This is a genomic window from Tamlana crocina, from assembly GCF_012037625.1.
The window spans coordinates 19,465-43,749 of the sequence record NZ_JAAVJS010000025.1 but is presented as its reverse complement, the minus strand read 5'-3'; the positions used below and the strand labels follow the sequence as shown (position 1 = coordinate 43,749).

21 protein-coding genes and 1 pseudogene are annotated in these 24,285 nt (G+C 37.4%); 11 read left to right on the top strand and 11 right to left on the bottom strand.

The window, feature by feature from the left end; genetic code table 11:
* Positions 1–183 precede the first annotated feature (183 nt).
* From HC176_RS14365 to HC176_RS14335, 7 genes are all read left to right on the top strand, one after another.
* Positions 184–1,740: a T9SS type A sorting domain-containing protein gene (locus HC176_RS14365; protein ID WP_167919468.1), complete on the top strand. Its 1,557-nt coding sequence runs from the start codon at positions 184–186 to the stop codon at positions 1,738–1,740.
* 10 nt (positions 1,741–1,750) lie between these two features.
* Positions 1,751–2,893 (top strand): T9SS type A sorting domain-containing protein, encoded by a 1,143-nt coding sequence (locus HC176_RS14360; protein ID WP_167919466.1) that lies wholly within the window; start codon positions 1,751–1,753, stop codon positions 2,891–2,893.
* A 116-nt stretch (positions 2,894–3,009) separates the two neighbouring features.
* Complete coding sequence (gene pyrR / locus HC176_RS14355; protein ID WP_167919464.1) at positions 3,010–3,549, top strand: bifunctional pyr operon transcriptional regulator/uracil phosphoribosyltransferase PyrR; 540 nt, start codon at positions 3,010–3,012, stop codon at positions 3,547–3,549.
* Between the two features lie 176 nt (positions 3,550–3,725).
* On the top strand, positions 3,726–4,655 hold the full coding sequence (locus tag HC176_RS14350; protein WP_167919462.1) for an aspartate carbamoyltransferase catalytic subunit: 930 nt from the start codon (positions 3,726–3,728) through the stop codon (positions 4,653–4,655).
* 3 nt (positions 4,656–4,658) lie between these two features.
* Positions 4,659–4,991 (top strand): ribonuclease Z, encoded by a 333-nt coding sequence (locus HC176_RS14345; protein WP_167919460.1) that lies wholly within the window; start codon positions 4,659–4,661, stop codon positions 4,989–4,991.
* 1 nt (position 4,992) lies between these two features.
* Positions 4,993–5,460, top strand: a complete 468-nt coding sequence (locus HC176_RS14340; RefSeq protein ID WP_167919458.1) for a DUF3291 domain-containing protein — start codon at positions 4,993–4,995, stop codon at positions 5,458–5,460.
* Between the two features lie 5 nt (positions 5,461–5,465).
* On the top strand, positions 5,466–6,371 hold the full coding sequence (locus HC176_RS14335; protein WP_167919456.1) for a ribonuclease Z: 906 nt from the start codon (positions 5,466–5,468) through the stop codon (positions 6,369–6,371).
* 449 nt (positions 6,372–6,820) lie between these two features.
* Here HC176_RS14335 and HC176_RS14330 read toward each other — a convergent pair whose 3' ends face one another.
* The gene (locus tag HC176_RS14330; protein ID WP_167919454.1) at positions 6,821–7,234 is read right to left on the bottom strand and encodes a hypothetical protein; all 414 of its coding nucleotides are present in this window, start codon (positions 7,232–7,234) and stop codon (positions 6,821–6,823) included.
* A gap of 83 nt (positions 7,235–7,317) precedes the next feature.
* Here HC176_RS14330 and pdxH point away from each other — a divergent pair, with 83 nt between their 5' ends.
* Both pdxH and HC176_RS14320 read left to right on the top strand, forming a co-directional pair.
* Positions 7,318–7,962 (top strand): pyridoxamine 5'-phosphate oxidase, encoded by a 645-nt coding sequence (pdxH, locus tag HC176_RS14325; RefSeq protein ID WP_167919452.1) that lies wholly within the window; start codon positions 7,318–7,320, stop codon positions 7,960–7,962.
* 163 nt (positions 7,963–8,125) lie between these two features.
* A complete protein-coding gene (locus tag HC176_RS14320; RefSeq protein ID WP_167919450.1) occupies positions 8,126–8,623 on the top strand; it encodes a CAP domain-containing protein in 498 nt (165 codons plus the stop codon).
* Positions 8,624–8,766: 143 nt separating this feature from the next.
* On the opposite strand, the gene HC176_RS14315 is transcribed toward HC176_RS14320, so the two are convergent.
* Genes HC176_RS14315 through thrA form a run of 4 tightly spaced genes read right to left on the bottom strand, consistent with a single transcriptional unit; the run spans position 8,767 to position 14,580 of the window.
* The gene (locus HC176_RS14315; RefSeq protein WP_167919449.1) at positions 8,767–9,882 is read right to left on the bottom strand and encodes a DUF2914 domain-containing protein; all 1,116 of its coding nucleotides are present in this window, start codon (positions 9,880–9,882) and stop codon (positions 8,767–8,769) included.
* Between the two features lie 25 nt (positions 9,883–9,907).
* Entirely contained in the window at positions 9,908–11,200 is a 1,293-nt protein-coding gene (gene thrC, locus HC176_RS14310) for a threonine synthase (protein WP_167919448.1), read from the bottom strand.
* A 2-nt stretch (positions 11,201–11,202) separates the two neighbouring features.
* Positions 11,203–12,132, bottom strand: coding sequence for a homoserine kinase (locus HC176_RS14305; protein WP_167919447.1), 930 nt, complete (start codon positions 12,130–12,132; stop codon positions 11,203–11,205).
* Between the two features lie 3 nt (positions 12,133–12,135).
* Complete coding sequence (thrA, locus tag HC176_RS14300; RefSeq protein WP_167919446.1) at positions 12,136–14,580, bottom strand: bifunctional aspartate kinase/homoserine dehydrogenase I; 2,445 nt, start codon at positions 14,578–14,580, stop codon at positions 12,136–12,138.
* A gap of 343 nt (positions 14,581–14,923) precedes the next feature.
* Between thrA and HC176_RS14295 the strand changes: the two genes are divergently transcribed.
* A complete protein-coding gene (locus HC176_RS14295) occupies positions 14,924–16,504 on the top strand; it encodes an NAD(P)H-hydrate dehydratase (RefSeq protein ID WP_167919445.1) in 1,581 nt (526 codons plus the stop codon).
* Positions 16,505–16,534: 30 nt separating this feature from the next.
* Here the strand turns inward: HC176_RS14295 and HC176_RS14290 are convergent, their stop codons facing one another.
* The 6 genes from HC176_RS14290 to HC176_RS14265 form a co-directional block, all read right to left on the bottom strand.
* Entirely contained in the window at positions 16,535–17,908 is a 1,374-nt protein-coding gene (locus HC176_RS14290) for a TlpA family protein disulfide reductase (RefSeq protein WP_167919444.1), read from the bottom strand.
* Positions 17,909–18,005: 97 nt separating this feature from the next.
* Positions 18,006–18,860: an ABC transporter substrate-binding protein gene (locus tag HC176_RS14285; RefSeq protein ID WP_167919443.1), complete on the bottom strand. Its 855-nt coding sequence runs from the start codon at positions 18,858–18,860 to the stop codon at positions 18,006–18,008.
* 38 nt (positions 18,861–18,898) lie between these two features.
* Positions 18,899–19,774: a nucleoside phosphorylase gene (locus HC176_RS14280; protein ID WP_167919442.1), complete on the bottom strand. Its 876-nt coding sequence runs from the start codon at positions 19,772–19,774 to the stop codon at positions 18,899–18,901.
* Positions 19,764–20,705: a DUF1835 domain-containing protein gene (locus HC176_RS14275; RefSeq protein ID WP_167919440.1), complete on the bottom strand. Its 942-nt coding sequence runs from the start codon at positions 20,703–20,705 to the stop codon at positions 19,764–19,766. The genes HC176_RS14280 and HC176_RS14275 overlap by 11 nt, the downstream gene beginning before the upstream one ends.
* A 4-nt stretch (positions 20,706–20,709) precedes the next feature.
* Complete coding sequence (locus HC176_RS14270) at positions 20,710–21,039, bottom strand: translation initiation factor (RefSeq protein WP_167919439.1); 330 nt, start codon at positions 21,037–21,039, stop codon at positions 20,710–20,712.
* 41 nt (positions 21,040–21,080) lie between these two features.
* A complete protein-coding gene (locus HC176_RS14265; RefSeq protein WP_167919437.1) occupies positions 21,081–22,034 on the bottom strand; it encodes an isopenicillin N synthase family dioxygenase in 954 nt (317 codons plus the stop codon).
* A 138-nt stretch (positions 22,035–22,172) separates the two neighbouring features.
* On the opposite strand from HC176_RS14265, the pseudogene HC176_RS14260 reads away from it, so the two are divergent.
* Positions 22,173–24,149: pseudogene (locus tag HC176_RS14260) on the top strand (alpha-ketoacid dehydrogenase subunit alpha/beta).
* Positions 24,150–24,285 lie beyond the last annotated feature (136 nt).

Sequence of the window (24,285 nt, the reverse complement as noted above, 5' to 3'; positions counted from 1 at the left end):
TGGAAAAATTTTATTTTTCGGAAGGCCAAGCTTTAAAGACAAAAAAATAGATGTCAAAGATTTTAAAACCATAAAAAAAGCAATAAAATAAGTTTCACTAAAAATTGTAATGATTGTATGGTAAACCCTTATAATCAAAAGAGATTAGTAAACTAATTTTGCTCTATCAAAACTACTTGTTACATGAAGAATATACTTTTTGCAATGCTATTATTAATAACATTGCAGGTTCCGGCCCAAAATCTAATAGAACGAGAAAAAATTATTAACCCAGATGATAACGAATTAATAGGTTATGGGATTTCCATTTCGCAACATGAAAATTATTTAATCATTGGGAACAATACCGAAAAGCTTGATCAAAATGGAAAAAAATCAATAGAAAATGCGGGTGCTGCCTATATTTATGAAAAAGATAACGAAGGAAAATGGCAGTTTCATCAAAAAATTGTCGGTACCCATAGACATTATAATATGAAGTTTGGCGAATCTGTATCCATTCATGGAAATACAGCTGTAGTTGGAGCTCATTTACATAGTTATGATTCTGATGGGGGAAATTTTTTAGGACAAGCAGGGGCTGTTTATGTTTTTGAAAGGTCAATTAACGGTGTTTGGAATCAAGTTCAAAAAATAGTGCCTTCTGATAGAGGTGATTCAGACGACCGTTTTGGCTACAGAATTGTCTTAAATGAAAATGATATGTTGATAGGGGCAGTACATCATGACGAACTTGCCAATGGCGGGGCTGTGTATGCTTTTAAAAAAGACTCTGAAGGTGTTTGGCAGGAAACACAAATACTAACAGTTTCTGATACAGATCGGGGTGATAAATTTGGTTCTTCCATAGCGATGGGTGGAAACTATGCAGTCATCGGTGCAATAGATGAGGGAACAGATTTGATTCCTTTTGCCGGTGCTGCCTATGTGTTCAAAAAGGATACGAATGGCGTATGGAATGAAGTCGATAAAATTATTGCCTCAGACAGAAAGGAAAAAGATTATTTTGGTTACGCTGTGGGTATTGATAATGATTATATTATTGTTTCAGCCATTAGTGATACCGATGAAGAGCCCAGAGAATGTTCTAGCTTTTGTCAAGGATCCGCTTATGTTTTTAAAAATGATGGAAATGATAATTGGGGGGAGATTCAAAAATTAATCCCTTTAGATCGAGGAGAAGAGGTGAATTTTGGAAATTCAGTCGTTTTGAAAGAAGATACGATTATTGTAGGTGCTCATAAAAATGGTTATGATGAGGCAGGAGAAAATTCAGTTTGGCAATCTGGAGCTGCCTACGTTTTTGAAAAAAGCGAAAATGACATTTGGCAACAAACCCAAAAAGTCATTGCTTCCGATAGATCGATACTCGATAGGTTTGGCACTCAGGTATTCATAGGAAATGATGAAGTGTACATAACTGCAGCATCCCATTACTCTGGGGCATTTTATATTTTCGATATGGATAATGGTTTAGGTTTGAATAAAAATTCTCTTGAGGATTCCATCAAAATCCACCCAAACCCCACTAGCGGAAACATAAATATCGATTTTAAAAAAACATTCAATAATATAAAGGTAAAATTGACCAACAGCTTAGGGCAAAACCTGCTTGTGAAACAGTATGAGTCAAAACAGTTCATAAACGTTGATTTTGTTGGTCCTGTGGGGTTATATTTCATTACGGTAATTACAGATACTGGTGAGACTTCAGTGTTTAAAGTCATTAAAAGTCATTAAAACTCAAACTATGAAGAAAAACTACAGTCTTATAATTATCCAATTACTGCTAAGCTTAGGTGCTTTTGCTCAAGTGGTTGTATATCCCTCAGTAAACGATTCAAATGTTTTAGGAGCCAGTTGTGCAGATTTACATTATGTTAACCCTATTGTAATTGGGCATCAAAATAATGTTTCGGTGGCTTACTATATTTCCATGTCCAATGCCCAAAATGAAATTAATGCGCTACCGCGATTTTATCAGCCTATTTCAAACCCGCAAACCATTTATGCACGTGTAGACAGCAACGTTGATAGTAATTTTGCAATTGAAGAATGTACGTTAATTTCAGAAGAGGTGGGAGGAGGTCCGCCACCAGGTATTACCCCATGTTATTTTGATGTTTGCGATATGGATGGTAATGGAAGTGAAGAGGTCTATTTAAACAATTTACAATGTAAATATTCTGGTTATGGTTTTCCAACAGGAACATTTTGCGCTAGTTCTGATGATGATATTGAAACCACCTTTTACCTTTCACGAAGCGATGCGGAAAATGAAACTAATCCTATAAATGAAGTTTATACCATATCATCTTCACAAACGTTTTATCGGAAAATAAAGAACACGACAACCAACGAGTTTCTTATTGATGATTTATTGAATGTAAATTTGGTTAGTTGTTCAACCGATACAGATGCTGACGGCATTCCAGATTTAGCAGAAGACGCCAATAAAAACTCGCTTTATATAGATGACGACACCGATAAAGATGGATTGAAAAATTACGAAGATGACGATGATGACAATGACGGTATTTTAACCATTAATGAAGATGCAAACAATAACGGGAATCCAGCAGATGATGACACAAATGTTAACGGTGTTCCCGACTATTTGGAAGCAGAAAGCACTTTGTCAACAAGAAAAGCTATTGTTTTAGATTTTAGCTTATATCCCAATCCCGTAAAGAATGGCTTCAATATTGAATCGAAACACGGAATAAATTCGATATGTATTTATACGGTTTCAGGAAGAGTTGTCGAAAAAAGTAATTACGAAAAACCAGAATTATTAATTAGTGTTTCGTCTAAAAACCTATCTAAGGGCACATATTTTATTAAAATAATTTCAGAATACGGAACGGCTTATAAAAGATTGGTTAAGGAGTGAGTAACGCATATGGTAATCTCAAAAGCCCTGCAGAAATGCGGGGCTTTTTTTATGCATTCGTTTCAACTTCTAATTTTTTGCACTACCTTTGTTTACCAGATACGTTTGGATTAAATATGAGTCAAAAAGTTTTACTTAACGCAAAAGAGGTAAACATCATTCTTCACCGTTTGGCTTGTCAACTTATTGAAAAACACAACGATTTTAGCGACACCGTACTCATTGGTTTACAGCCTCGTGGCGTGTTTTTGGCAGATAGATTGGCAAAAATTTTACGTGAAGATTATAAAGTGAAAAATATTCAATTGGGGTATTTGGACATTACTTTTTTTAGGGACGATTTCAGAAGGGGAGACAAACCCTTGGAAGCCAACAAAACCAAAATCAACTTTTTGGTAGAAGATAAAAACATTGTGTTTATTGACGATGTGCTTTATACCGGTAGAAGCATCCGTGCGGCATTAACCGCTATTCAGTCGTTTGGCCGCCCCAACGAAATAGAATTGCTGACTTTAATCGATAGGCGTTTCAGTAGGCATTTGCCTATTCAGCCCAATTATAGAGGCCGTCAGGTAGATGTGATAAACGAAGAAAAAGTAAGGGTAAACTGGAAAGAACACGATAACGAAGACTCGGTTTACTTAATTGAGAAATGATGTAAGGTTGAAGACTAGAGCACAAAGCCTAAAGTTTGGTGTCTGGATGAGTGTCACACTGAGCGTAGTCGAAGTGTAGTCAAAACCTAAAAACATAAAATAATAACTTGAAGTTGGTTACTGAGCTGCTTAAAAAGCAACTTTTAACTTTTAACTTTTAACTTTTAACTTGAATAATGAGCGAATTAAGTGTAAACCACTTATTGGGAATAAAATATCTTAAACCTGAAGATATCCAACTTATTTTTGAAACGGCCGACCATTTTAAGGAAGTGATTAACCGGCCCATTAAAAAAGTGCCCTCGCTACGCGATATCACCATAGCCAATCTGTTTTTTGAAAATTCCACCCGAACCAAATTATCGTTCGAGCTTGCCGAAAAACGGTTGTCGGCCGATGTATTAAATTTTTCATCGGCGCAATCATCGGTAAAAAAGGGGGAGACCCTCATCGACACGGTAAACAATATTTTATCGATGAAAGTGGATATGGTGGTAATGCGACACCCAAATCCTGGGGCAGGCGTGTTCCTTTCCAAACATATTAATGCGAGTATTGTCAATGCTGGCGATGGTGCCCACGAACACCCTACACAAGCCCTATTGGATTCTTATTCCATCCGTGAAAAATTAGGCGAAGTTGGTGGGAAAAAAGTGGTTATTGTTGGTGATATTCTGCATAGCCGAGTAGCACTGTCGAACATTTTCGCATTACAATTACAAGGCGCCGAAGTGATGGTTTGTGGTCCAAAAACACTATTGCCAAAGTATATTGATAGCCTTGGAGTAAAAGTTGAAACCAACTTACGTAAAGCCTTAAATTGGTGTGATGTAGCCAATATGCTTCGTGTGCAAAATGAACGCATGGACATCAGTTATTTCCCTTCAACGAGAGAATACACCCAACAGTTTGGCGTAAGCAAGGAATTATTGGATTCTTTGGATAAAGAAATTACCATCATGCACCCAGGGCCAATAAACCGAGGCGTGGAAATTACCAGTGATGTGGCCGATTCCAGTCAGTCGATTATTCTCGACCAAGTGCAGAACGGCGTAGCTGTCCGTATGGCGGTGATATACTTATTAGCTTCAAAAATAAAACAGTAGACTATGATTTTAGACCAAAACGGAAATATTTCTATAATCACGCAAGAACAAGCTACGATTGTAGAATTAGTGAAAAAAATTCAGGAGTCGTATTCAAAAATAAAAAACTATAATATCATTGTGGTTTTAACCTCATTAAAACCTTTAGGACAAGAAGATATTGTTGAGTTTCTGCAAATTTCGAACATACATCGCGGCTCAAAAAAATCGTTCGTAATCGTTAACAATAAAATAGATTTAGACCTTGTTCCAGACGAAATTGTTGTGGTGCCCACCATTCAGGAAGCCCACGATATTATTGAAATGGAAGAAATGGAGCGCGATTTAGGGTTTTAATATGACAGCATACCATCTTGCACAAGTAAATATTGCCAAGCGTTTAGCGCCAATGGACGACCCCATAATGCAAGATTTCGTGAATAATGTTGACAAAATGAATGCCATAGCCGACCAAAGTAACGGATTTGTTTGGCGCCTAAAAGATGAAGATAAAGACGAAGCCGCCTCAATTTTTCAGGACGATTCGCTTTTAATCAATATGTCCGTTTGGGAAAATCAGGAATCCTTATTTAATTACACATATCGGTCCAACCACATTGAAGTTTTCAAACGGAAAAAGGAATGGTTCAGTAAAGTGAAGATGGCCCACATGGCGTTCTGGTATGTACCTGTGGGGTATATGCCAAATTTTAATGACGCTAAGTTACGTTTGGATTATTTGAACACTCACGGCGAAACCCCTTTTGCCTTTACTTTTAAAAGCAAATTTACCATTGCAGATGCCCTAAACTACAAACAGCTTTAAACAATATGAAACTGTCTATTTTAGGCTGCTACAGTGCCACCCCCCGAACCTTAAACAACACCACCTCGCAAGTATTGGAAATAAACAATCACATGTTTTTAATTGATTGTGGCGAAGGTACACAGGTACAATTGCGAAAACACAGAATCAAGTTCAACCGCATCAAACATATTTTTATTTCGCATTTGCACGGCGACCATTTTTTTGGGCTGGTGGGGTTAGTTTCAACTTTTAGGTTGTTGACGCGCGAAGCCGATTTGCATATTTACGGCCCAAAAGGCATTAAAGAAGTGGTTACGCTTCAAATGAAGTTGGCCGATTCGTGGACCAATTACAAATTGATTTTCCATGAACTCACATCAAAAGAATCAGAATTAATTTTTGAAGACGATAAGGTGGAAGTGCACACCATACCTTTAAACCATAGAATTTACACCAATGGCTATCTGTTTAAGGAAAAAGAAGGGCCAAGAAAACTAAAAATACATGCCGTAGAAAACGCCCATATTAACGTTGCCTATTACAGAAAACTTACCCAGGGTTTTGATGTTGAAAACGAACATGGCATACTTATTAAGAATGATACCGTAACTGAACCGGGTCCAAGCCCCAAAAGCTACGCCTTTTGCAGCGATACCATGTACAAGGAAGATATTGTACCCATTATAGAGAATACCACTGTACTTTATCACGAGTCTACATTCTTGAACCAGCATGCCCATTTGGCAGTAAAAACAAAACATTCCACTGCACGAGAAGCTGCTCTAATTGCCCAAAAAGCTAAAGTGGAGACTTTAATTTTGGGGCATTACTCCACGAGATACGACAGCTTAGAGGTGTTTAAAGATGAAGCTGAAGAAGTTTTTGCCAATGTTGAATTGGCCAAAGACGGTAAAACTTTTGAGTTTTAATTCAACTCTTTCAAGTTTAAGATCCAGGTTATGGCTTGGCTAATGGAAGTACACCTTTTAATCTTTTTTTAGTCAATTGTTTTTCTAAATTGGCATTACCGAAAGAAAAGTTATTATAAACTACGAATGCGCTGGCAATTATTATATTGAATTCTTCATCAATTCTGTTGTAACAGCCCGGATCGGTAGAATAGGAGTGTATGCGGTTTGCAATAAACCCGAGCTTAGTGTTTTTTCTGTAAAATCTTATAAGTTAAACCATTAAAAGCTTGAGTTTTTCATAAGTTAAATGCTCGCCTTCGTTTTTTTTTAGAAGCATAAAATTTTTTAAAAAGGTAAAATGTTCCAAACGGAAGCGTTAACTTATGTGAAGGATTATTTTTACAACACTCTGAAGTTTCTAAATACATGGAAATCAAACGAAGTTTTATTGATTCAACAGATTATGTTCAACTATTTTTCTCAAATAAGGTCCAATCAATGGCTGCTTCCAATGAGTCAAAGCGCTTTATGTTCACAGGAGCAAAATGCTTCTCTAAGGCCGCGTTGATTGAAGTCATTTTATTATAGTAAACAATAGCCCCAGAGGATATAACACTATTGTAAGTTTGGTCGACTAATTCCCAGGTTTGAGGATTCGTGGAATACGGATTAACACGATGCGAAATATATCCCCACTTGGTGTTTTTTCCATAATACTCAATAACTCTATCCATTACAGTCTTTATTCGCTCCCAATCGAAATGCACCCCTTCCTTTAATTCGGAAACCACAAAACCATCACACAAGTAAAAATCACCAAAAGGCATTTTCAACTTGTATGGTTTTAAATCGTTATAATATTTTTTTTCTTCGAAAGTCATAAAGAAAATTCACATCATAAATTTAGTGATTTTATGAAACGGTTGTAATAGAGCACGAAAGTTTTTTTTGTTAATTTGTACTTATGGAAAAGGATCTTAGCAACTACAGGAAATCATACGAAAAGTCGGAGTTACTTCTTTCTGAAGTACTCGAAAACCCTATAGAACTGTTTCAAAAGTGGTTTTACGAAGTTGATGCACATTTTCCTGAAAATGAAACCAATGCCATGACCATTTCGACCATTGGTTTGGATGGTTATCCCAAAAACCGGGTAGTATTACTCAAAAAATACACCTTTGAAGGTTTTATTTTTTACACCAATTATAATAGTGAAAAAGGAAAGGCCATTGCCTCAAATTCTAACGTTTGTTTGTCATTTTTTTGGCATGGAGCAGAACGGCAAGTCATTATAAAAGGAAAAGCTGAAAAGATAGCAGAGAACTTAAGCGATGGTTATTTTGAATCCCGGCCAAGAGGAAGCCAATTGGGGGCTTTGGTGTCCAATCAAAGTGAAGTGGTAAATCGCGAAGATTTAGAAAAGGAGTTGCTAAATCTGGAAAAACAGTTTGCAGGAAAGGAAATACCTAGGCCATCGCATTGGGGCGGTTACATTGTTAAACCTGTTGAAATGGAATTTTGGCAAGGGCGTCCCAATAGACTGCATGACCGTATTCGTTATAAACTTTTGGAAGATTATAATTGGCAAATAGACCGATTGGCGCCATAAATTTTTTTGAAAATAAATTCTTTCAATAAGTCGCATTTAAACGATTAAAAACATTAAAAATCGATAAAAAGCATGTTTTTAGTCGATTTTAACTTTTCATTAACATTTACTTCGGGTTAGGCTTATAATTTTACAATCCCAAATCTAAAATAACTTAACCCACATGAAGTTACCAATCAAACTGCCGTTATTGGCTTTGTTGGCTATGCTTTCGTTTTTATCGTGCTCAACCCATAACTTGGATGATGATGCCGAAGCCATAGAACTTAAACTAGTCGCCCAACAAGCCAAGTTAATTGAACTAGAAATTTTAGAACTCATTAACGACCACCGTATTTCACAAGGTTTAAATCCTTTAGAAGATATGGACATCGTAAAATCGGTCGCCTTTAGTCATACCGATTACATGGTAGATAATGGTGAAGTATCTCACGACAATTTTTTTAAGCGAAGTAACTATTTAAAAAGCAATGCCGGGGCAAAACGGGTTTCTGAAAACGTGGCTTATGGTTATAGCTCGGCAGAATCGGTAGTTCGCGCTTGGCTTAAAAGTGAAGCCCATAAAAATAATTTGGAAGGCGATTACACCAACTTTGATGTATCGGCCGAAAAAAATGAAGAAGGACGGTGGTTTTACACCAATATCTTCATTAAAAAATAAAACAACTAAAGTATTAAAAGCATCCTTTTTAATTTGATTTAATAGCCATTTAACAAACCTTAAAAGGACAACCATGATAACTGAATTAGTTATTTAAATTTTAGTTTGGATAAAAATCCCCTTCTTTTAGGGGATTTTTTTTTTTAGAATGCCTTTTCTGTTAAAGGTATGGCTTTTGAAGATGGAGATGGTATAATTTCAAAATCTATAACACCAACTATCAAAGCTTCATTGGTAACCACTTCTACTTTCCATTTTCCTGGTTTTACGTTGCTTTTGTATGTATATCCCCGAAAGCCATCGTGTCTACCTCCTGTAATGTCATAACTTATACTATCTAAAACTTCCCATTCCTCAGTAGTCTCATTAAACCAATTCCATTTATGTGTTATGGTCTTTTTTAAATCTGAAGGCGCAAATATTGAAGAGAATACATAAACCTTTTGGTTCGGTTTATAGAAAAACTCCTGATGGTAATCTTTCCAGAACATTAATGAGTTGTCCTTTTGGTAAGACACCAAATACTTGTTGTTTTGTTTTTTTACGCTATGCGCAACCAGCCCTGTTTCTAAGGCAATAGGAACCGGAGGGATTAAATTAAAATAATAAAAAGCACTTATAGAAAAGTATATAGCCAGAACAAAACCTAAAAGTTTACCCAAGTGTATTTCGGCCCTAGTACTGGCGCTAGACCAGTAAATAAACAATAGTAAACACAAGGTGCAGGCAAAACTAACCAATCCTGATATAACAAAAACTTTAGTGTTCATCACATTGAATATTACCGGTATCATAAACGAAAAGAAGGTAAAACTCAAAAAGGCGTAAACACTAAACTGCAAATATTTATTGGAAATGCGCTTTTTCAAAAATTCGTTGGCCAAGAGCACGGCTACTAAAATGACAAAAAAAGAAGCTGTCTTGGTTAACGATACACTACGTGAAAAGTAAATCACGTAAGCACTAGACAAGCCTCCAAAAAAGAATTGGATGGCCAACGGAAAATAAGCCTGGTAACGTTCCAGGAACGTATTTTCCCATTTACCATCGTCTACTAAATTGAACAAATACAGGGTGATGCTTAACAACGACATGTGTAGGGACAACACCGTAAGGTCGTAAGCCCGATCTATCCTTCCCAAGGTTAGGGTATCGAATATAAAGCCCCCAATAAAAAATACTACTGGAGCGTACTTTTCATGCCTTCCAATAAATTTAAGAAACCTGTTGTTTTTAAATTTTACTAAGGTTCGTTTCATATTTAGCTACCCGTACAGATTGTAGCTAATTTAGCAAAAAGTCTTTTAAGTCTTCGTAAGTTGAAACGCTTACCGATTCTTTTTGTTTACCCATTACCGATTGTATTTGTTCTGGCAAGGGTTGCTCTTCTTTAACAACCTCTTCTACCACGTCTAAAAATTTGGTAGGGTGGGCGGTTTCCAAAAATACGCAATGTGCTTCAGGGTTTTCCTTTAAATACGATTTGCAGCCTAAATAGCCAACTGCACCATGTGGGTCGGCCACATAATTATAATTATCGAAAATCTCGCGCATCGCTTCTCTGGTTTCATCGTCGGTAAAACTGAAAGACGATAAATTCTCCTTTAAGGTTTCGAAGTCGTTTTTATAAATTTCCTGAATACGGATAAAATTACTTGGAGCACCAACATCCATCGCGTTACTGATGGTTTGTATAGAAGGTTTTGGTTCGTACAATTGAGACATTAAATAACGCGTTACCACATTATTTACATTGTTTGAAGCTACAAAATGTTTGATGGGTAACCCTAATTTTTGCGCCATCATACCGGCACAAATGTTTCCGAAATTACCGCTAGGCACCGAAAATACGATGTCGTCATAGCTATTATGCAATTGCTTATAAGCGAACATAAAATAAAATAATTGCGGCAACCAACGCGCCACGTTAATAGAGTTCGCAGAAGTGAGCTGCATTTGGCTTGTTAAACTTTCATCGAGAAAAGCTTTCTTTACCATGGCTTGGCAATCATCAAAAGTACCGTTAATCTCAAGCGCTTTTATGTTTTGTCCTAAAGTGGTTAACTGTTTTTCCTGAATTTCACTTACTTTTCCACTAGGATAAAGAATAACTACGTTAACACCTTTAACCCCTAAAAATCCATTGGCTACTGCACCACCGGTATCGCCCGAAGTGGCCACCAAAACCGTTACTTCCTTGTCGTTGTTTTTATTGAAATAGCCTAAACAACGCGCCATAAAGCGGGCACCGACATCTTTAAAGGCCATGGTTGGGCCGTGGAATAATTCCAACGTCGAAATATTATCATTCAATTTAACCACCGGAAAATCAAAAGACAAGGTTTCTTCAACGATTGTTTTTAGAACCTCTTCTGGAATTTCGGGTACAACAAATTGTTTGATGGCCTCAAAAGCCAATTCCGAATAAGATAGATCATCAATATTTTCAAAAAAAGATTTTGGCAGCGGCGTAATGCTTTCTGGAAAATACAAGCCTTTATCTGGTGCCAAACCTTTAATTACGGCATTTTTAAATGTTGAATTAGGAGCTTTATGGTTAAGTGAATAATAATTCATTGTTAGTGTTGTTCAATTATTTTTATACCTTCAGTATTGATTTTTGAAATATGAATATCGAAATTATATTCGGTAGCCGTATAGACTTTATTCATGGCATCGGCCACGCTTTTAGCGGTTTCAATGCTTTTGCTTAATGCAAAAATAGAAGGACCAGACCCCGAAATACACGCGCCCAGCGCACCTGCCATTAGCACTTCGCTCTTTACACTTTGGTAATGCGGAATAAGGTTGCTGCGGTGAGGCTCAACAATAACGTCGTGCAGCGAATCTTTTATAACATCGTAATTGCTGGTGTGCAAACCGTGCACCAAACTACCCAAATTAGACCACTGCGTAATCGCATCGGTTAGGCTGACTTCCTTAGGTAAAACGGCACGCGCATCGGCTGTTTTTATTTCAATTTGCGGATGAATAATAGAAGCGAACAAATCGTCGGGCGATGGGATTTTCAAAATATTCAATGGAGCAACGCTCTTTACGAGCGTAAAGCCACCAAAAAGGGCAGGGGCCAAATTATCGGCATGCTCACATTTACTGGCCAAAGCCTCTCCTTTAATGGCAAATTCCGTTAATTGTGTTTTATTGAACGGCCTTCCCAAAATTTCATTCATGCAAAACACACTTCCAACGGCACTAGCAGCGCTGCTGCCAATTCCACTTCCGGGTTTAATGCACTTGTAGATTTCTATTTCGAAACCAAAATCGACATCAATGGCGTTATACATGGCCAATGCCGATACGCCAGCTACATTTTTTTCAGCTTCGTATGGTAAATTGAATCCTTCGATATGTGTGATAAAAATGCCTTTTTTAGGTGTTTTACGAATGACCATTTCGTCACCAACACTATCCAAGCAAAATCCAAGCACGTCAAAGCCACAAGCCACATTGGCTACCGTAGCGGGCGAAAATATTTTAATTTCTTCCATAGTTTAATCGTTGCCCAATCTGATAATATCTGCAAACAAACCTGAAGCTGTAACATCGGCGCCAGCACCGGCTCCTTTTATAATCATAGGTTGTTGTGCATATCGCTTGGTATAAAACATTACGATGTTGTCGCTGCCCTCTAAATTGTAAAAAGGATGACCCTCTGGAATTTCCTGTAAACTTACACTGGCTTTTCCGTTATCGAATTTCGCCACATATTTTAATTGACAATTTTTCTCTTTGGCAGAAGCATATAATTTTTGATAATGTGCTTCATCTGCAATTAAAGTTTCATAAAAATCCTCAACGGTATCACTTTTCAACCCAGCTTCCGATAAGAACGAAATGTTCTCAATATCTTCCAAGTTCATTTCTACGCCACTTTCCCTAGCTAGAATCAATATTTTTCTAGCAACATCAACACCGCTTAAATCAATCCTTGGATCGGGTTCGGTATAGCCTTCAACACCGGCCTGTTTTACCACATCGTGGAATTTCGTTTTATCGTTAAAATTGTTGAAAACATAATTTAAACTTCCTGAAAGTACGGCGTGGATAGAATTCACTTTATCCCCCGAAGCAATTAAATTGTTTAAGGTGTCAATAATTGGTAAACCTGCACCAACGTTAGTTTCGAACAATAGTGGAGCGTTGTATTCTAATGATAAACGCTTGAGTAATCTATAATTTTCATAATCGCTTGAACATGCAATCTTGTTACAGGCCACAACGCCTATACTTTGTTTTAAGTATTTAGCGTACATGTCTGCCACCGCCTTATTGGCGGTTACATCAACAAAAATACTGTTACGCAAATTGAGTGACTTTGTTTTCTCGAAAAACGCATCTAGAGTAGCCTTTTCGCCGTTTTCCAATTGCTCTTTCCAGTTTTTCAAATCGATACCTTCTTCATTGAAAATCATTTTTCTTGAATTGGATAAACCAACAACACGAAGTTTGATTTTTAGGTTTTCCTTAAGGTATTTTTTTTGCTGCTTAATTTGCTCAACTAAGCGTTCTCCAACATTACCAACACCAGTAATAAATACATTGAGCTGTTTGGTTTTGGTTTCGAAAAACTGCTCATGTAAGGTGTTGAGTGCTTTTTTTACATCGTTTTCCAAAATAACTGCTGAAATATTTTTTTCTGAAGCCCCTTGTGCAATGGCTCTTATGTTAATATTGTTTTTTCCTAAGCTGCTAAACATTTTCCCGCTAATACCTTGGTGATTTTTCATATTGTCGCCCACCAACGCAATAATGGCCAAACCTGTTTCCACAATAATTGGGTCTATTTTGTTCAGCGCGATTTCGTTTTCAAAAACAGCATCAATGGCCGATTTGGCTAATGGCGCATCTTTGGCTTCAACGCCTAAACAAATAGAATGCTCAGAAGAGGCTTGGGTAATTAAAATCACATTGATTTTTTCTTGCGATAGCGTTTCGAACAAACGTTTAGAAAAGCCCGGGATACCAACCATACCACTACCTTGTAAGGTTAAAAGAGCAATATTGTTGATGTTGCTAATCCCTTTTACCGGACCATTGGCGTTTACGGGATCGTGTGAAATAATAGTCCCTTCGGCCTCGGGGTCTAAAGTGTTTTTAATGTGAATAGGAATACCTAAAGTCAATACGGGCTGAACTGTAGGCGGGTAAAGTACCTTGGCCCCAAAATGAGACAACTCCATGGCCTCTTGATAAGAAATCTTTTTAATAGGGTAGGCTTGCTTTACCATTTTTGGGTTACTGGTAAACATACCGCTAACATCGGTCCAGATTTCAAGTTGATCTACCTTTAATGCTGCCGCTACAATGGCCGCTGTAAAGTCAGAGCCCCCACGACCTAAAGTAGTTTGTTCTCCTGCTTTCGATTTTGAAATGAATCCAGGAAGAATGGTAATATTTTGCGGAACGGATTTAAAATAATCCTGTATGTTATTATTGGTAACTTTATAATCTACCTCTGCTTTTGTGAAATTAGAGTTGGTAACAACCAATTCCTGAGAATTTTTTCTGTCGGCAGAAAGTCCTCTGTTTTTCATTGTTTCTGCAATAATGAATGAGGAAAGTAATTCACCAAAACTTACTAATTTGTCAGATGTTTTTGGTGACAGCTCGTTAATAAGATAAATGCCTTCCAACAAACTTTTAAGTGCTTCCAATTTTTCATCAACATAGTTGAGTATGGCATCACTGTTAGTTGGATTTAATTCTTTTATAATGTTAAAGTGGATGTCCTTTATCTTATTGAAGGTGTCATTAAAGGCATCTTCCTTATTTTGGGCTTGTTTACCCGCCAAAAGCAATTTGTCTGTAATACCACCAATAGCCGAAACCACACAAACTATGGCGTCTTCCTTACCATAGTTTTCTAAAATATCTATAACTTTATTTATGTTGTTTGAAGAACCTACCGAAGTTCCACCAAATTTTAAAACTTTCATGTTTTAATGTGTTGAATAATTGAAAAAATAGTTGAAAAATTGTAATTACTGAAATTACAAAGATAGCCCGAGGAATATATAATTAGCAACCCCAAGGGGTTGTAATATTTGTAGCTGTACCAAAAAAAGTAATGTTTTTTCTTAAGAAAAAAGAAACAGACTTTGTAATATTTTGGTTTAAATTATTCATGGGTGTTATAAAAATACTCTTCAAAAGTATTACTTTTAAGCTTATAAAAAAACTAAAATACGCTTTTTACGGTATTCTTATATAGTTTGGTGTTTCATAAAAAAAAAGAAACAATCCTTCAAAAGAATTAAAAAATCTACAACCAATTTTAAAATGAAAATCTTTTCCAAAGAACAAATTTATAAAGGTGATAAACTAACAGCCGAACGGCAAAACATTTCATCAACCGATTTAATGGAACGCGCCGGAACGCAAATATTCAATTGGCTGCATATGCGTATGCAAGGGGCACAAGTTCCCATTCATGTGTTTTGCGGCATTGGAAACAACGGTGGCGACGGACTGGTTATAGCACGCCATTTAATAACCCACGGTTATAACGTAAAAACCTATGTGGTGAATTGCAGTGACAAACGCTCAAAGGATTTTTTGATTAATTACGACCGAATAAAAAACGTAACCAAAGAATGGCCAACATTATTAAAATGTGAAGAGGATTTCCCTGGAATAAAACCTGAAGATATTATTGTTGATGGCGTTTTTGGTATTGGATTGAATCGACCGGTTGATGATTGGGTTAAAGCACTGTTTGTCCATTTTAGAAAAACCAAAGCATTTACTTTATCAATTGATATTCCGTCGGGACTTTACACCGATAAACCTGTGGAAGATGAGAACGCCGTGGTTCAGGCAGGGTTCACCCTTAGTTTTGCATCGCCCAAATTGGTTTTCTTCTTACCCGAAACGGCAAAATACACTGCACAGTGGGAAGTATTGGATATAGGTTTAGATCAAGAATTTTTATTGACTACACAGGCTGAAGCCGAACTTATTGGAAAACACGAAGTTTTGCCAAACTACATACCACGCGATAAATTTGCCCATAAAGGCGAATTTGGACACGCCATGGTTATTGGAGGCAGCTACGGAAAAATAGGTGCAGTAACTTTAGCGAGTAGGGCCGTACTTTCTGCCGGTGCCGGATTGGTTTCCGCTTATGTTCCAAAATGTGGGTATTTGCCCTTGCAGACTTCTTTTCCGGAAGCTATGGTAATCACAGATAGAAATGATGAAACAATAGGTAATATTGATTTCAACATTAAACCTACGGTTATCGCCTTTGGTGTTGGGACAGGGCAGGAACAGGAAACCACAAAAGCATTCGAAGCGTTTTTAAAAACGAACAACTCTCCTTTGGTGATTGATGCCGACGGACTCAATATTTTATCAAAACACAAACAGTTATTGGAATTGCTGCCAGAATCACCAACTGTTATTACGCCTCACCCTAAAGAATTGGAGCGCCTGATTGGCTCGTGGGCCGATGATTTTGATAAACTAACTAAAGTGAAAGCCTTTTCGAAAAAACACAACCTGGTTATTGTTGTAAAAGGAGCGCATACTATAACCGTTTTTGATGAAAAACTTTATGTGAATAGCACTGGCAATCCAGGTATGGCGACCGCTGGTAGTGGCGACGTACTTACCGGAATTATAACGGGGCTTATTTCACAGGGCTACCATCCATTAGTGGCGAGTATTTTTGGAGTTTATTTACATGGTAGGTCTGCAGATATTGCGGTTGCAGATTTTGGTTATCAAAGTTTAATGGCCAGTCATATTATTGAGTATTTAGGGAAGGCGTTTATAGATTTGTTTGTCAAACCCGAACCACGCCAACAACAAGAAAGTGAAAAGAACGCCAAAACATCCAACAAAAAAAGCCGCAAGTAAGCGGCTTTTTTGAATCGTATTGTCTGGATATTATAGTTCTAATTTGCCAAACAGTTCAATTAACGCAGGGTCAGAAGGACGTGGTGCATTTGTATCTACAATATTGCCTTCTGGATCGATTAAAATAAACCGCGGTATACCTTGAATACCATAATCTTTTACGAAAGAAGAACTCCAGTCGTTATCGGCAAAAAGCTGTACACCTTTTAAGTCTTTCTCTTTAACCATTGTTTTCCATTTGTCAAAATCTGATGCTTTGTCAATTGAAATACTGACAAATTCTATGTTTTTGTCATGGTACTTCTCTCCGACTTCTTTTAGCGCAGGAATTTGCATAATGCACGGTCCGCACCAAGTGGCCCAAACATCAATATATACGTATTTACCTTTTAGGTCGTCAAGCGATGTTGTTCCGCCGTTATAGTTTTTATAGTTTTCAAATTTAGGGGAAGGTTTGCCCACATCAAGCGCGGTTATTTTTTTGTACTTTTCCTCTATTATTTTGTTGTTTTCTTCATCGGTAGAATGTTCAGAAAAAATCTTGTAAACCTCATCAGGATTGGCAACACGATTCAAACTGGTATTTACAAAATCGAACAACAAGCCGTTTTTAATGGTTTCGTTATCAATTTCGGCAACAGTATTCAAATAAGTCAACTCGTTGGCTTTGCCGCTACTTTTCGAAATGCTATCAGCCTTTTGTCTGTAGTAGTTTGAAACTAAAAATTTATAGTGGTTGGAGAATTCAAAATCGACATCGTTGTTATAATCCAATTGATCCAATTCATTTAAAAAATCTCCTGAAACCGTAAAATTTGGATTTCCTGAAAATTGCCTGTGAGCTGGCTCATAAACACTCAACAGTCTTAAATAGGTGTAGTGTATGTTTCTTTCTTCTTTTTCAACAAAATCACTTGGAATATTGGCATAATTTTCCAAAAATGATAATTGCTCACTTTTCATTGATTGCAGCTTCGCTTTATAATCGGCTTCGCTTAAGCTATAGGTGGCTTGGGCATTCCCAAAAAAATCTTGTTCAATCTTTCTTTTTTCCACCAAGTAGTTGCTCACTTCCGCTCCCGTTCCAGAAATTTTCAAGGAATTTTTAAAATCGTTGGCATTGTAATCAATATTTAGATTGTACCCTGGTTCCACATGTAAGAATACCGGGTTTTTTCCATCAAAAAGAACATAATAGCTACGATCTACACTAATGGTATCTATAAAGCTGCCGTCTTCGGAAATATTAACGACTTCAGAAAAACTTTGGTCGTAACTGTTTATGGTTAAGTCGTTGGGTAATTTGTTGGTAATATGGCCCGCTATTATGGCATAATCTTGTTGCGCTTGTTGTTTGCAACCCATAAAAGCCATGGTACAGGCTATTAAAGCTATTTTTTTCATTCTTTAATTTTTCAATTTTTGTAAAAATACGTAATGCCTTATTACGCTGTTAATTTTTAACATTAGTTTAGAAGCTGGGCAAAGTAGCTAATCTGGCTTAAAGTTTTGTTACCAGTTTGCTGTAGGCTACTTTTTCAGGAATAATATTTAGAGAAAACAAGTGGTCTTGCACGGTATTTATAGTTTCTTCATCAATAACGTCTTGCGACCACTCGGTAATGCTTAACCATTCCTGAACATCGGCCAACTGCTGTCCGTATCGGTTGGCAATGGTTTTATCGATGCTTGGAATATGTTTAAAATCTGCGGTAGTATTGTTTATAATACCTAGAACACTTTTTAATTCATCAGCATTCGACTCTAGAAAATCTTCGCGGGCAGCCACAACAAAACAAGGCCAAGGTGTTGGGCATTCGCCAATACGCCTAAAAACACCTTCGTCTACAATGGGTTTGGTCATAAATTTTTCCCAAAGAAAATAATCGGCATCACCATCGGTAAGGCCTTTTACGGCGCCATCCAGATTTTTTATGACTTCAAAATTTAAATCGTTTTCTAAATCCCAATCATGATACTCTGCATTGATATAAGCCATAAGGTGCGAACCCGAACCATATCGGCTAATAGCGGCTTTGGTGCCCTTTAGCTCGTTTATGTTATTAAATGAAGAATGCGCTGCCACATGAACACCCCAAACCAAAGGGGTATCCACAAAAGTTTGAATAATTTTACTCGGGTTTCCGGCAATGATATCTTTTATGATCCCCTCGGTTAAAATTACAGCCATATCAATCTCAGCGTCCCTTAAGGCCTTGCACATGGCACCTGTGCCACCGGGATAATCCTGCCATTTTAAGTCGATACCTTTCTCTTTATATTCTCCATCTTTCAAGGTTAAATGCCAGGCCAAGTTAAAGTGCTCTGGCACGCCACCGATATTAATCTCTTTCACTCCTATAAATTTTTGTAATTACCTAATATTCGTTTAAATTATAATTTTTCTGCTATTCTATCGAGAGCAAACGTAATTAAATTGTCTACTACCTTCAATGGGTTTTTACTAAATGTACCCACGGCACGATTGGCAATAATAGCATTTAATGAAATGGCCTCGTGCCCTAATAATCCTGACAAACCATAAATAGCCGAAGTTTCCATTTCTAAATTTGTGATTTTTATATTTTCATGTTGAAAAGCATCCATTTTTTTGTTTAACTCCTTATCCTGAGGTTTTAGGCGAAGCACCCTTCCTTGCGGACCATAAAACCCTCCTGCCGTTGCGGTAAGTCCGGAACTCAAATTGGAGTCTGCAAATACCTGAAACAGTTTTTCACTACCGGAAATGACCAAAGGTCGAGCCTTATTGAGACTCCATTGGGTTTGTTCAATAAAGGTCTGTTCAATATCAGGATTTGAAATAGCATCAATTTGATACGATTGAAGCATACCGTTAAGATCTAAAGCGTAACGACTCGCTAAATAAGAATCAACAGGGATGGCTTTTTGAAGTGACCCAGAGGTGCCAATGCGGACAATGTTTAAGCTGTTTAATTCTTTTTTAATTTGTCGGGTATTAAAATCGATGTTCACCAAAGCATCGAGTTCGTTTAAAACAATATCTATGTTGTCAGGGCCTATACCTGTTGAAATTACACTGATGCGCTTCCCTCTAAAAACACCCGTTTGCGTTTTAAATTCGCGCTTCTGGGTTTCAAAATCAATGGAATCGAAATGTGAAGTCACCCGTTCTACACGGTCTGGGTCTCCCACAAAAATTATAGTATTGGCAATATTTTCAGGTTTTAAATTCAAATGATAAATGCTACCATCTGGATTTAAAATAAGTTCTGATTCCTTAATGGGCATTAAAAATGGATTTTATGAGTTTGTTTTTCTTTTTGCTGAACACGAAATCGATTTTTTTAACCCCACCAAAAACCATTTTATGATCAATTTCAGTGGAAAAATTATGATGCCCCATCAAAGCCTCGTGACCTTTTCGGCTTAATTCGATAGACCCCTCGCTAACGGTGTAAAACACTTCCAATTTGTCTATCATGCGTTTAAGCTGAAGGTCGCCATAGCCATAAAACCCTTGATAGTTTAATGCGTAACCCAACAAATGATGTTTTGAGGTAATGCTGTGCTTATCTATAATTTCGAGAATGTTACGCTCTAAGGTATTCAGTCCGTCTATAGAGTTTGGGAAACGTTTTAGGTGAGCCTTTAGGCAACTGCTTAAATAATCAAAGGATGATGGCTTCACGATAAAAGGCTTCAACAGATTGTGGTCTACACCGCAGTAAATACCCCAAATGGTTGTAGCCATTTCGATATCTTCATTTTTGAGAAGTACTTTCGATTTGTAATGCTCTAAAAGCTGATTGGGCGTTAATTCCGAAAGTCCTTTTAAGCCTTTGCCATCTTCAACGCGACCACTACAAACCAAATAGAGAGGTAGCTCTATTTTTTTCTGGTTTATGAGGCTAATAACCCCAACCATATTTAAATGGCAAAATAAATCGTACTCAAACCACAGGATTATTTCTGAATACTTTTCGGGATCACTTAGTTTATTTAGCTCTTTTTTAACGGCTTTTTCGTCGATTTCTATATCATAAAAATCATTGAAGAAGGTTTTTCGCATGTCTAAAAACTCGTCAGAATCGATATGCTCAATAGCAGGCCCCTCACATAGCATTTCTTGCCATGTAAGTATATCGCCTTCAACCTTAAGCCCCTTTAGAACATCGGTTAAAACACTACCATTGGTGATATGAAGTGGCTTTTTGTCCATTAGTCTATCCGCCAACTCGCTTTACCTTAAAATCTTTTTCTTTGAGAATTTCCATGATTTTATCCCGATAATCCCCTTGGATAATAATCATTTCGTTTTTAAAACTTCCGCCAACACCCAATTGGGTTTTAATATCTTTGGCCAAAATTTTAAAATCTTCTTGAGCACCGGTATAGCCTTCAATAATGGTAATGGGTTTGCCCTTGCGTTTTTCGTATTTGCAAATCATGGGGTCGTCCTGTATCCAAATGTTAGGCTCATTACTGTTTTCTGAAACCGTTTTTTTCTCAACGTGGTCTGGAAATAAGTTCTTTAGTTGGTCTTTTAAGTCCATGTATTATTTATCAATTGTAAAGCTTGTATGTTTGAATACAGCTATTTTGTTTTTATGAGTCCGAGCTCTATTAATCGTTCAGTTAAAAATTCACCTGCTGTAATATTGGTGAACTGTTTGGGGTTTTGGTCATCAACGCATTCCTCCAAAACATCGAGTTTCATGTCGCTTATAGGGTGCATAAAAAACGGGATAGAGTAACGCGAGGTGCCCCAAAGTTCTTTTGGTGGATTGATCACGCGATGAATGGTCGATTTCAATTTATTATTGGTGTGCCGCGATAGCATATCGCCAACATTTATCATGAGTTCGTCGGGTTCGGCAATGGCATCTATCCATTCGCCTTTATGATTTTGAACCTGCAATCCGCGACCTTGTGCTCCCATTAAAAGAGTTATTAAATTAATGTCGCCATGAGCCGCTGCACGTACCGCTTCTTTGGGTTCTTGGGTAATGGGCGGGTAGTGGATGGGCCTCAAGATGGAATTGCCATTGTGGATGTAGTTATCGAAATAAGTTTCTTTCAACCCGATGTGTAGTGCTAAAGCACGCAAGACATATTTGGCTGTTTTTTCCAACATTTTGTAAGCTTCTTTACCCACTTTGTTAAATTCGGGCAATTCTTCAACGATAACATTTTCTGGATATTCCGCTTTTAATTTATCGTTGTCTTCAACGTATTGTCCAAAATGCCAAAATTCCTTTAAATCGCCTTCCTTTTTTCCTTTGGCGCTTTCTTTTCCAAAGGACACATAACCACGTTGTCCGCCAATGCCCGGTATTTCGTATTTCTGCTTGGTTTCCAAAGGAAGATTGAAAAAATTCTTCACCTCGACATAGAGATTATCCACCAATACGTCATCCAAAAAATGACCTCTCAACGCCACAAAACCAATATTTTCATAGGCTTCGCCAATGGCATCAACAAAGTTTTGTTTTTGTGCGGGGTCGTTGGAAATAAAGTCGTTTAAATTGACACTTGGTATAGCATTCATGCAGATTTGTTTTTAATGGTGATTATAACAAATGTACAAAAACATTACAAGATTTCAGCCCTAGTTTCAGCCTACGGATTCTACTTGATTTTTTACTTTTTGTGGTATATTTGATTTGATGAATATTTTTTAGAACACATGGAATACACCATCGGAAACTTGGAAAAACCAACACTAGTCAATCTCTACAAAAACCTTTTGAAACCAAGGATGATTGAAGAGAAAATGCTGGTTTTGTTGCGACAGGGCAAAATCAGCAAATGGTTTTCGGGCATTGGCCAAGAAGCGATTTCGGCAGGTATAACCATGGCCATGCAGAATGATGAATACATGCTGCCCATGCACCGAAATCTCGGTGTTTTTACTAGTGGAAATGTACCATTGTATCGATTGTTTTCACAGTGGCAGGGAAAAGCTTCGGGTTTCACAAAAGGACGAGACCGATCGTTTCATTTTGGCACACAGCAATACAAAATTATTGGGATGATTTCCCATTTAGGACCACAAATGGGTGTGACCGATGGTATTGCACTGGCTTCAAAGTTGAAAAATAAAAATCAAGTTACGGCAGTTTTTACGGGCGAAGGCGGTACTAGTGAAGGCGATTTTCACGAAGCGCTCAATATCGCATCGGTTTGGCAATTACCTGTTTTATTCTGTATTGAAAATAATGGCTACGGACTGTCGACCCCAACGAACGAACAATATCACTGTGAAAATTTGGCCGACCGAGGTATTGGCTACGGTATGGAATCGCATATTATTAACGGAAATAATATTTTAGAGGTCTATACGAAAGTGAATGATATTGCTAAAAGCATTCGCAACAATCCGCGTCCCGTTTTGTTGGAGTTCAAAACTTTTAGAATGCGTGGACATGAAGAGGCTAGTGGCACGAAGTATGTTCCGCAGGCACTTTTGGATACCTGGGCCGAAAAAGACCCGATATCAAATTATGAAGTTTTTCTAAAGGAAAATGAATTTTTATCGGAAGAAGAAATCGACGCTATCAAAACATCAATTACAGAAGAAATCAATGAGCATTTAGAAGTTTCGTTTGCTGAAAATGAAATTGATTCAAATAAAACTGATGAGTTAAATAATGTGTTTAAAGAGTTTGAATATAAGCAAATTAAATAAAATTCAAACTCAAAGGTAATCCGGTTTATCGATGCTGTTTCCGAGGGATTGAAACAAAGCATGCAACGCTATGAAGATTTGGTGATTATGGGGCAAGACATTGCGGAATATGGTGGCGTTTTTAAAATCACCGAAGGGTTCGTAGAGCGGTTTGGAAAAGATCGGGTAAGGAATACTCCTATTTGTGAATCGGGCATTATTGAAACAGCCATGGGGTTTTCGATAGCAGGAATGAAAAGTGTGGTTGAAATGCAATTTGCCGATTTTGTGAGTTCGGGCTTTAACCCCATTGTCAATTATTTAGCAAAAAGCCATTACCGTTGGGGGCAACATGCCGATGTAGTGATTAGGATGCCTTGCGGCGGAGGGGTAGGTGCCGGGCCTTTCCACTCGCAAACCAACGAAGCCTGGTTCACCAAAACACCGGGACTAAAAGTGGTTTATCCCGCCTTTCCGTACGACGCTAAAGGACTTTTGGTTACAGCCATTAATGATCCCAATCCCGTTTTATTTTTTGAGCACAAGGGCTTATACCGAAGTATTTGGCAAAACGTGCCTACAGATTACTATACTTTACCTTTTGGGAAGGCGTCAATATTAAAAGAAGGGAAAGATATTACCGTTGTAGCTTATGGTGCTACCGTACATTGGGCTTTGGAAACTTTGGAGAAACATTCCGAAATCTCTGCCGAGCTCATTGATTTAAGAACGCTTCAACCATTAGATACCGAAACGATTTTTAATTCCGTAAAAAAAACAGGCAAATGCATTATTTTACAAGAAGACTCTCTTTTTGGTGGCATTGCCAGTGATATTTCGGCATTGATTATGGAACATTGTTTTGAGTATTTGGATGCTCCCGTAAAACGGGTGGCCAGTTTAGATACGCCTATTCCTTTTGCGAATAAATTGGAAGAACAATATCTTTCAAAAGGTAAATTTGAATCAGCATTGTTAGAGTTGTTAGCCTATTAATCAGCTTAAATACAGTTCTCTAGTTGCTGCACAAAATTTAATCGTCTTAAAAATGTTAAACTAGATTAACCTCATTTGTTAATCTACTTTATTTTACAACTTGTTTTTCTTCCTGAAATTTGTATTGTAATTAATC

Coding starts and splice junctions, on each gene's coding strand:
- HC176_RS14365 (WP_167919468.1), top strand. CDS start 184: ATGAAGAATATACTTTTTGCAATGCTATTATTAATAACATTGCAGGTT.
- HC176_RS14360 (WP_167919466.1), top strand. CDS start 1,751: ATGAAGAAAAACTACAGTCTTATAATTATCCAATTACTGCTAAGCTTA.
- pyrR (WP_167919464.1), top strand. CDS start 3,010: ATGAGTCAAAAAGTTTTACTTAACGCAAAAGAGGTAAACATCATTCTT.
- HC176_RS14350 (WP_167919462.1), top strand. CDS start 3,726: ATGAGCGAATTAAGTGTAAACCACTTATTGGGAATAAAATATCTTAAA.
- HC176_RS14345 (WP_167919460.1), top strand. CDS start 4,659: ATGATTTTAGACCAAAACGGAAATATTTCTATAATCACGCAAGAACAA.
- HC176_RS14340 (WP_167919458.1), top strand. CDS start 4,993: ATGACAGCATACCATCTTGCACAAGTAAATATTGCCAAGCGTTTAGCG.
- HC176_RS14335 (WP_167919456.1), top strand. CDS start 5,466: ATGAAACTGTCTATTTTAGGCTGCTACAGTGCCACCCCCCGAACCTTA.
- HC176_RS14330 (WP_167919454.1), bottom strand. CDS start 7,234: ATGACTTTCGAAGAAAAAAAATATTATAACGATTTAAAACCATACAAG.
- pdxH (WP_167919452.1), top strand. CDS start 7,318: ATGGAAAAGGATCTTAGCAACTACAGGAAATCATACGAAAAGTCGGAG.
- HC176_RS14320 (WP_167919450.1), top strand. CDS start 8,126: ATGAAGTTACCAATCAAACTGCCGTTATTGGCTTTGTTGGCTATGCTT.
- HC176_RS14315 (WP_167919449.1), bottom strand. CDS start 9,882: ATGAAACGAACCTTAGTAAAATTTAAAAACAACAGGTTTCTTAAATTT.
- thrC (WP_167919448.1), bottom strand. CDS start 11,200: ATGAATTATTATTCACTTAACCATAAAGCTCCTAATTCAACATTTAAA.
- HC176_RS14305 (WP_167919447.1), bottom strand. CDS start 12,132: ATGGAAGAAATTAAAATATTTTCGCCCGCTACGGTAGCCAATGTGGCT.
- thrA (WP_167919446.1), bottom strand. CDS start 14,580: ATGAAAGTTTTAAAATTTGGTGGAACTTCGGTAGGTTCTTCAAACAAC.
- HC176_RS14295 (WP_167919445.1), top strand. CDS start 14,924: ATGAAAATCTTTTCCAAAGAACAAATTTATAAAGGTGATAAACTAACA.
- HC176_RS14290 (WP_167919444.1), bottom strand. CDS start 17,908: ATGAAAAAAATAGCTTTAATAGCCTGTACCATGGCTTTTATGGGTTGC.
- HC176_RS14280 (WP_167919442.1), bottom strand. CDS start 19,774: ATGCCCATTAAGGAATCAGAACTTATTTTAAATCCAGATGGTAGCATT.
- HC176_RS14275 (WP_167919440.1), bottom strand. CDS start 20,705: ATGGACAAAAAGCCACTTCATATCACCAATGGTAGTGTTTTAACCGAT.
- HC176_RS14270 (WP_167919439.1), bottom strand. CDS start 21,039: ATGGACTTAAAAGACCAACTAAAGAACTTATTTCCAGACCACGTTGAG.
- HC176_RS14265 (WP_167919437.1), bottom strand. CDS start 22,034: ATGAATGCTATACCAAGTGTCAATTTAAACGACTTTATTTCCAACGAC.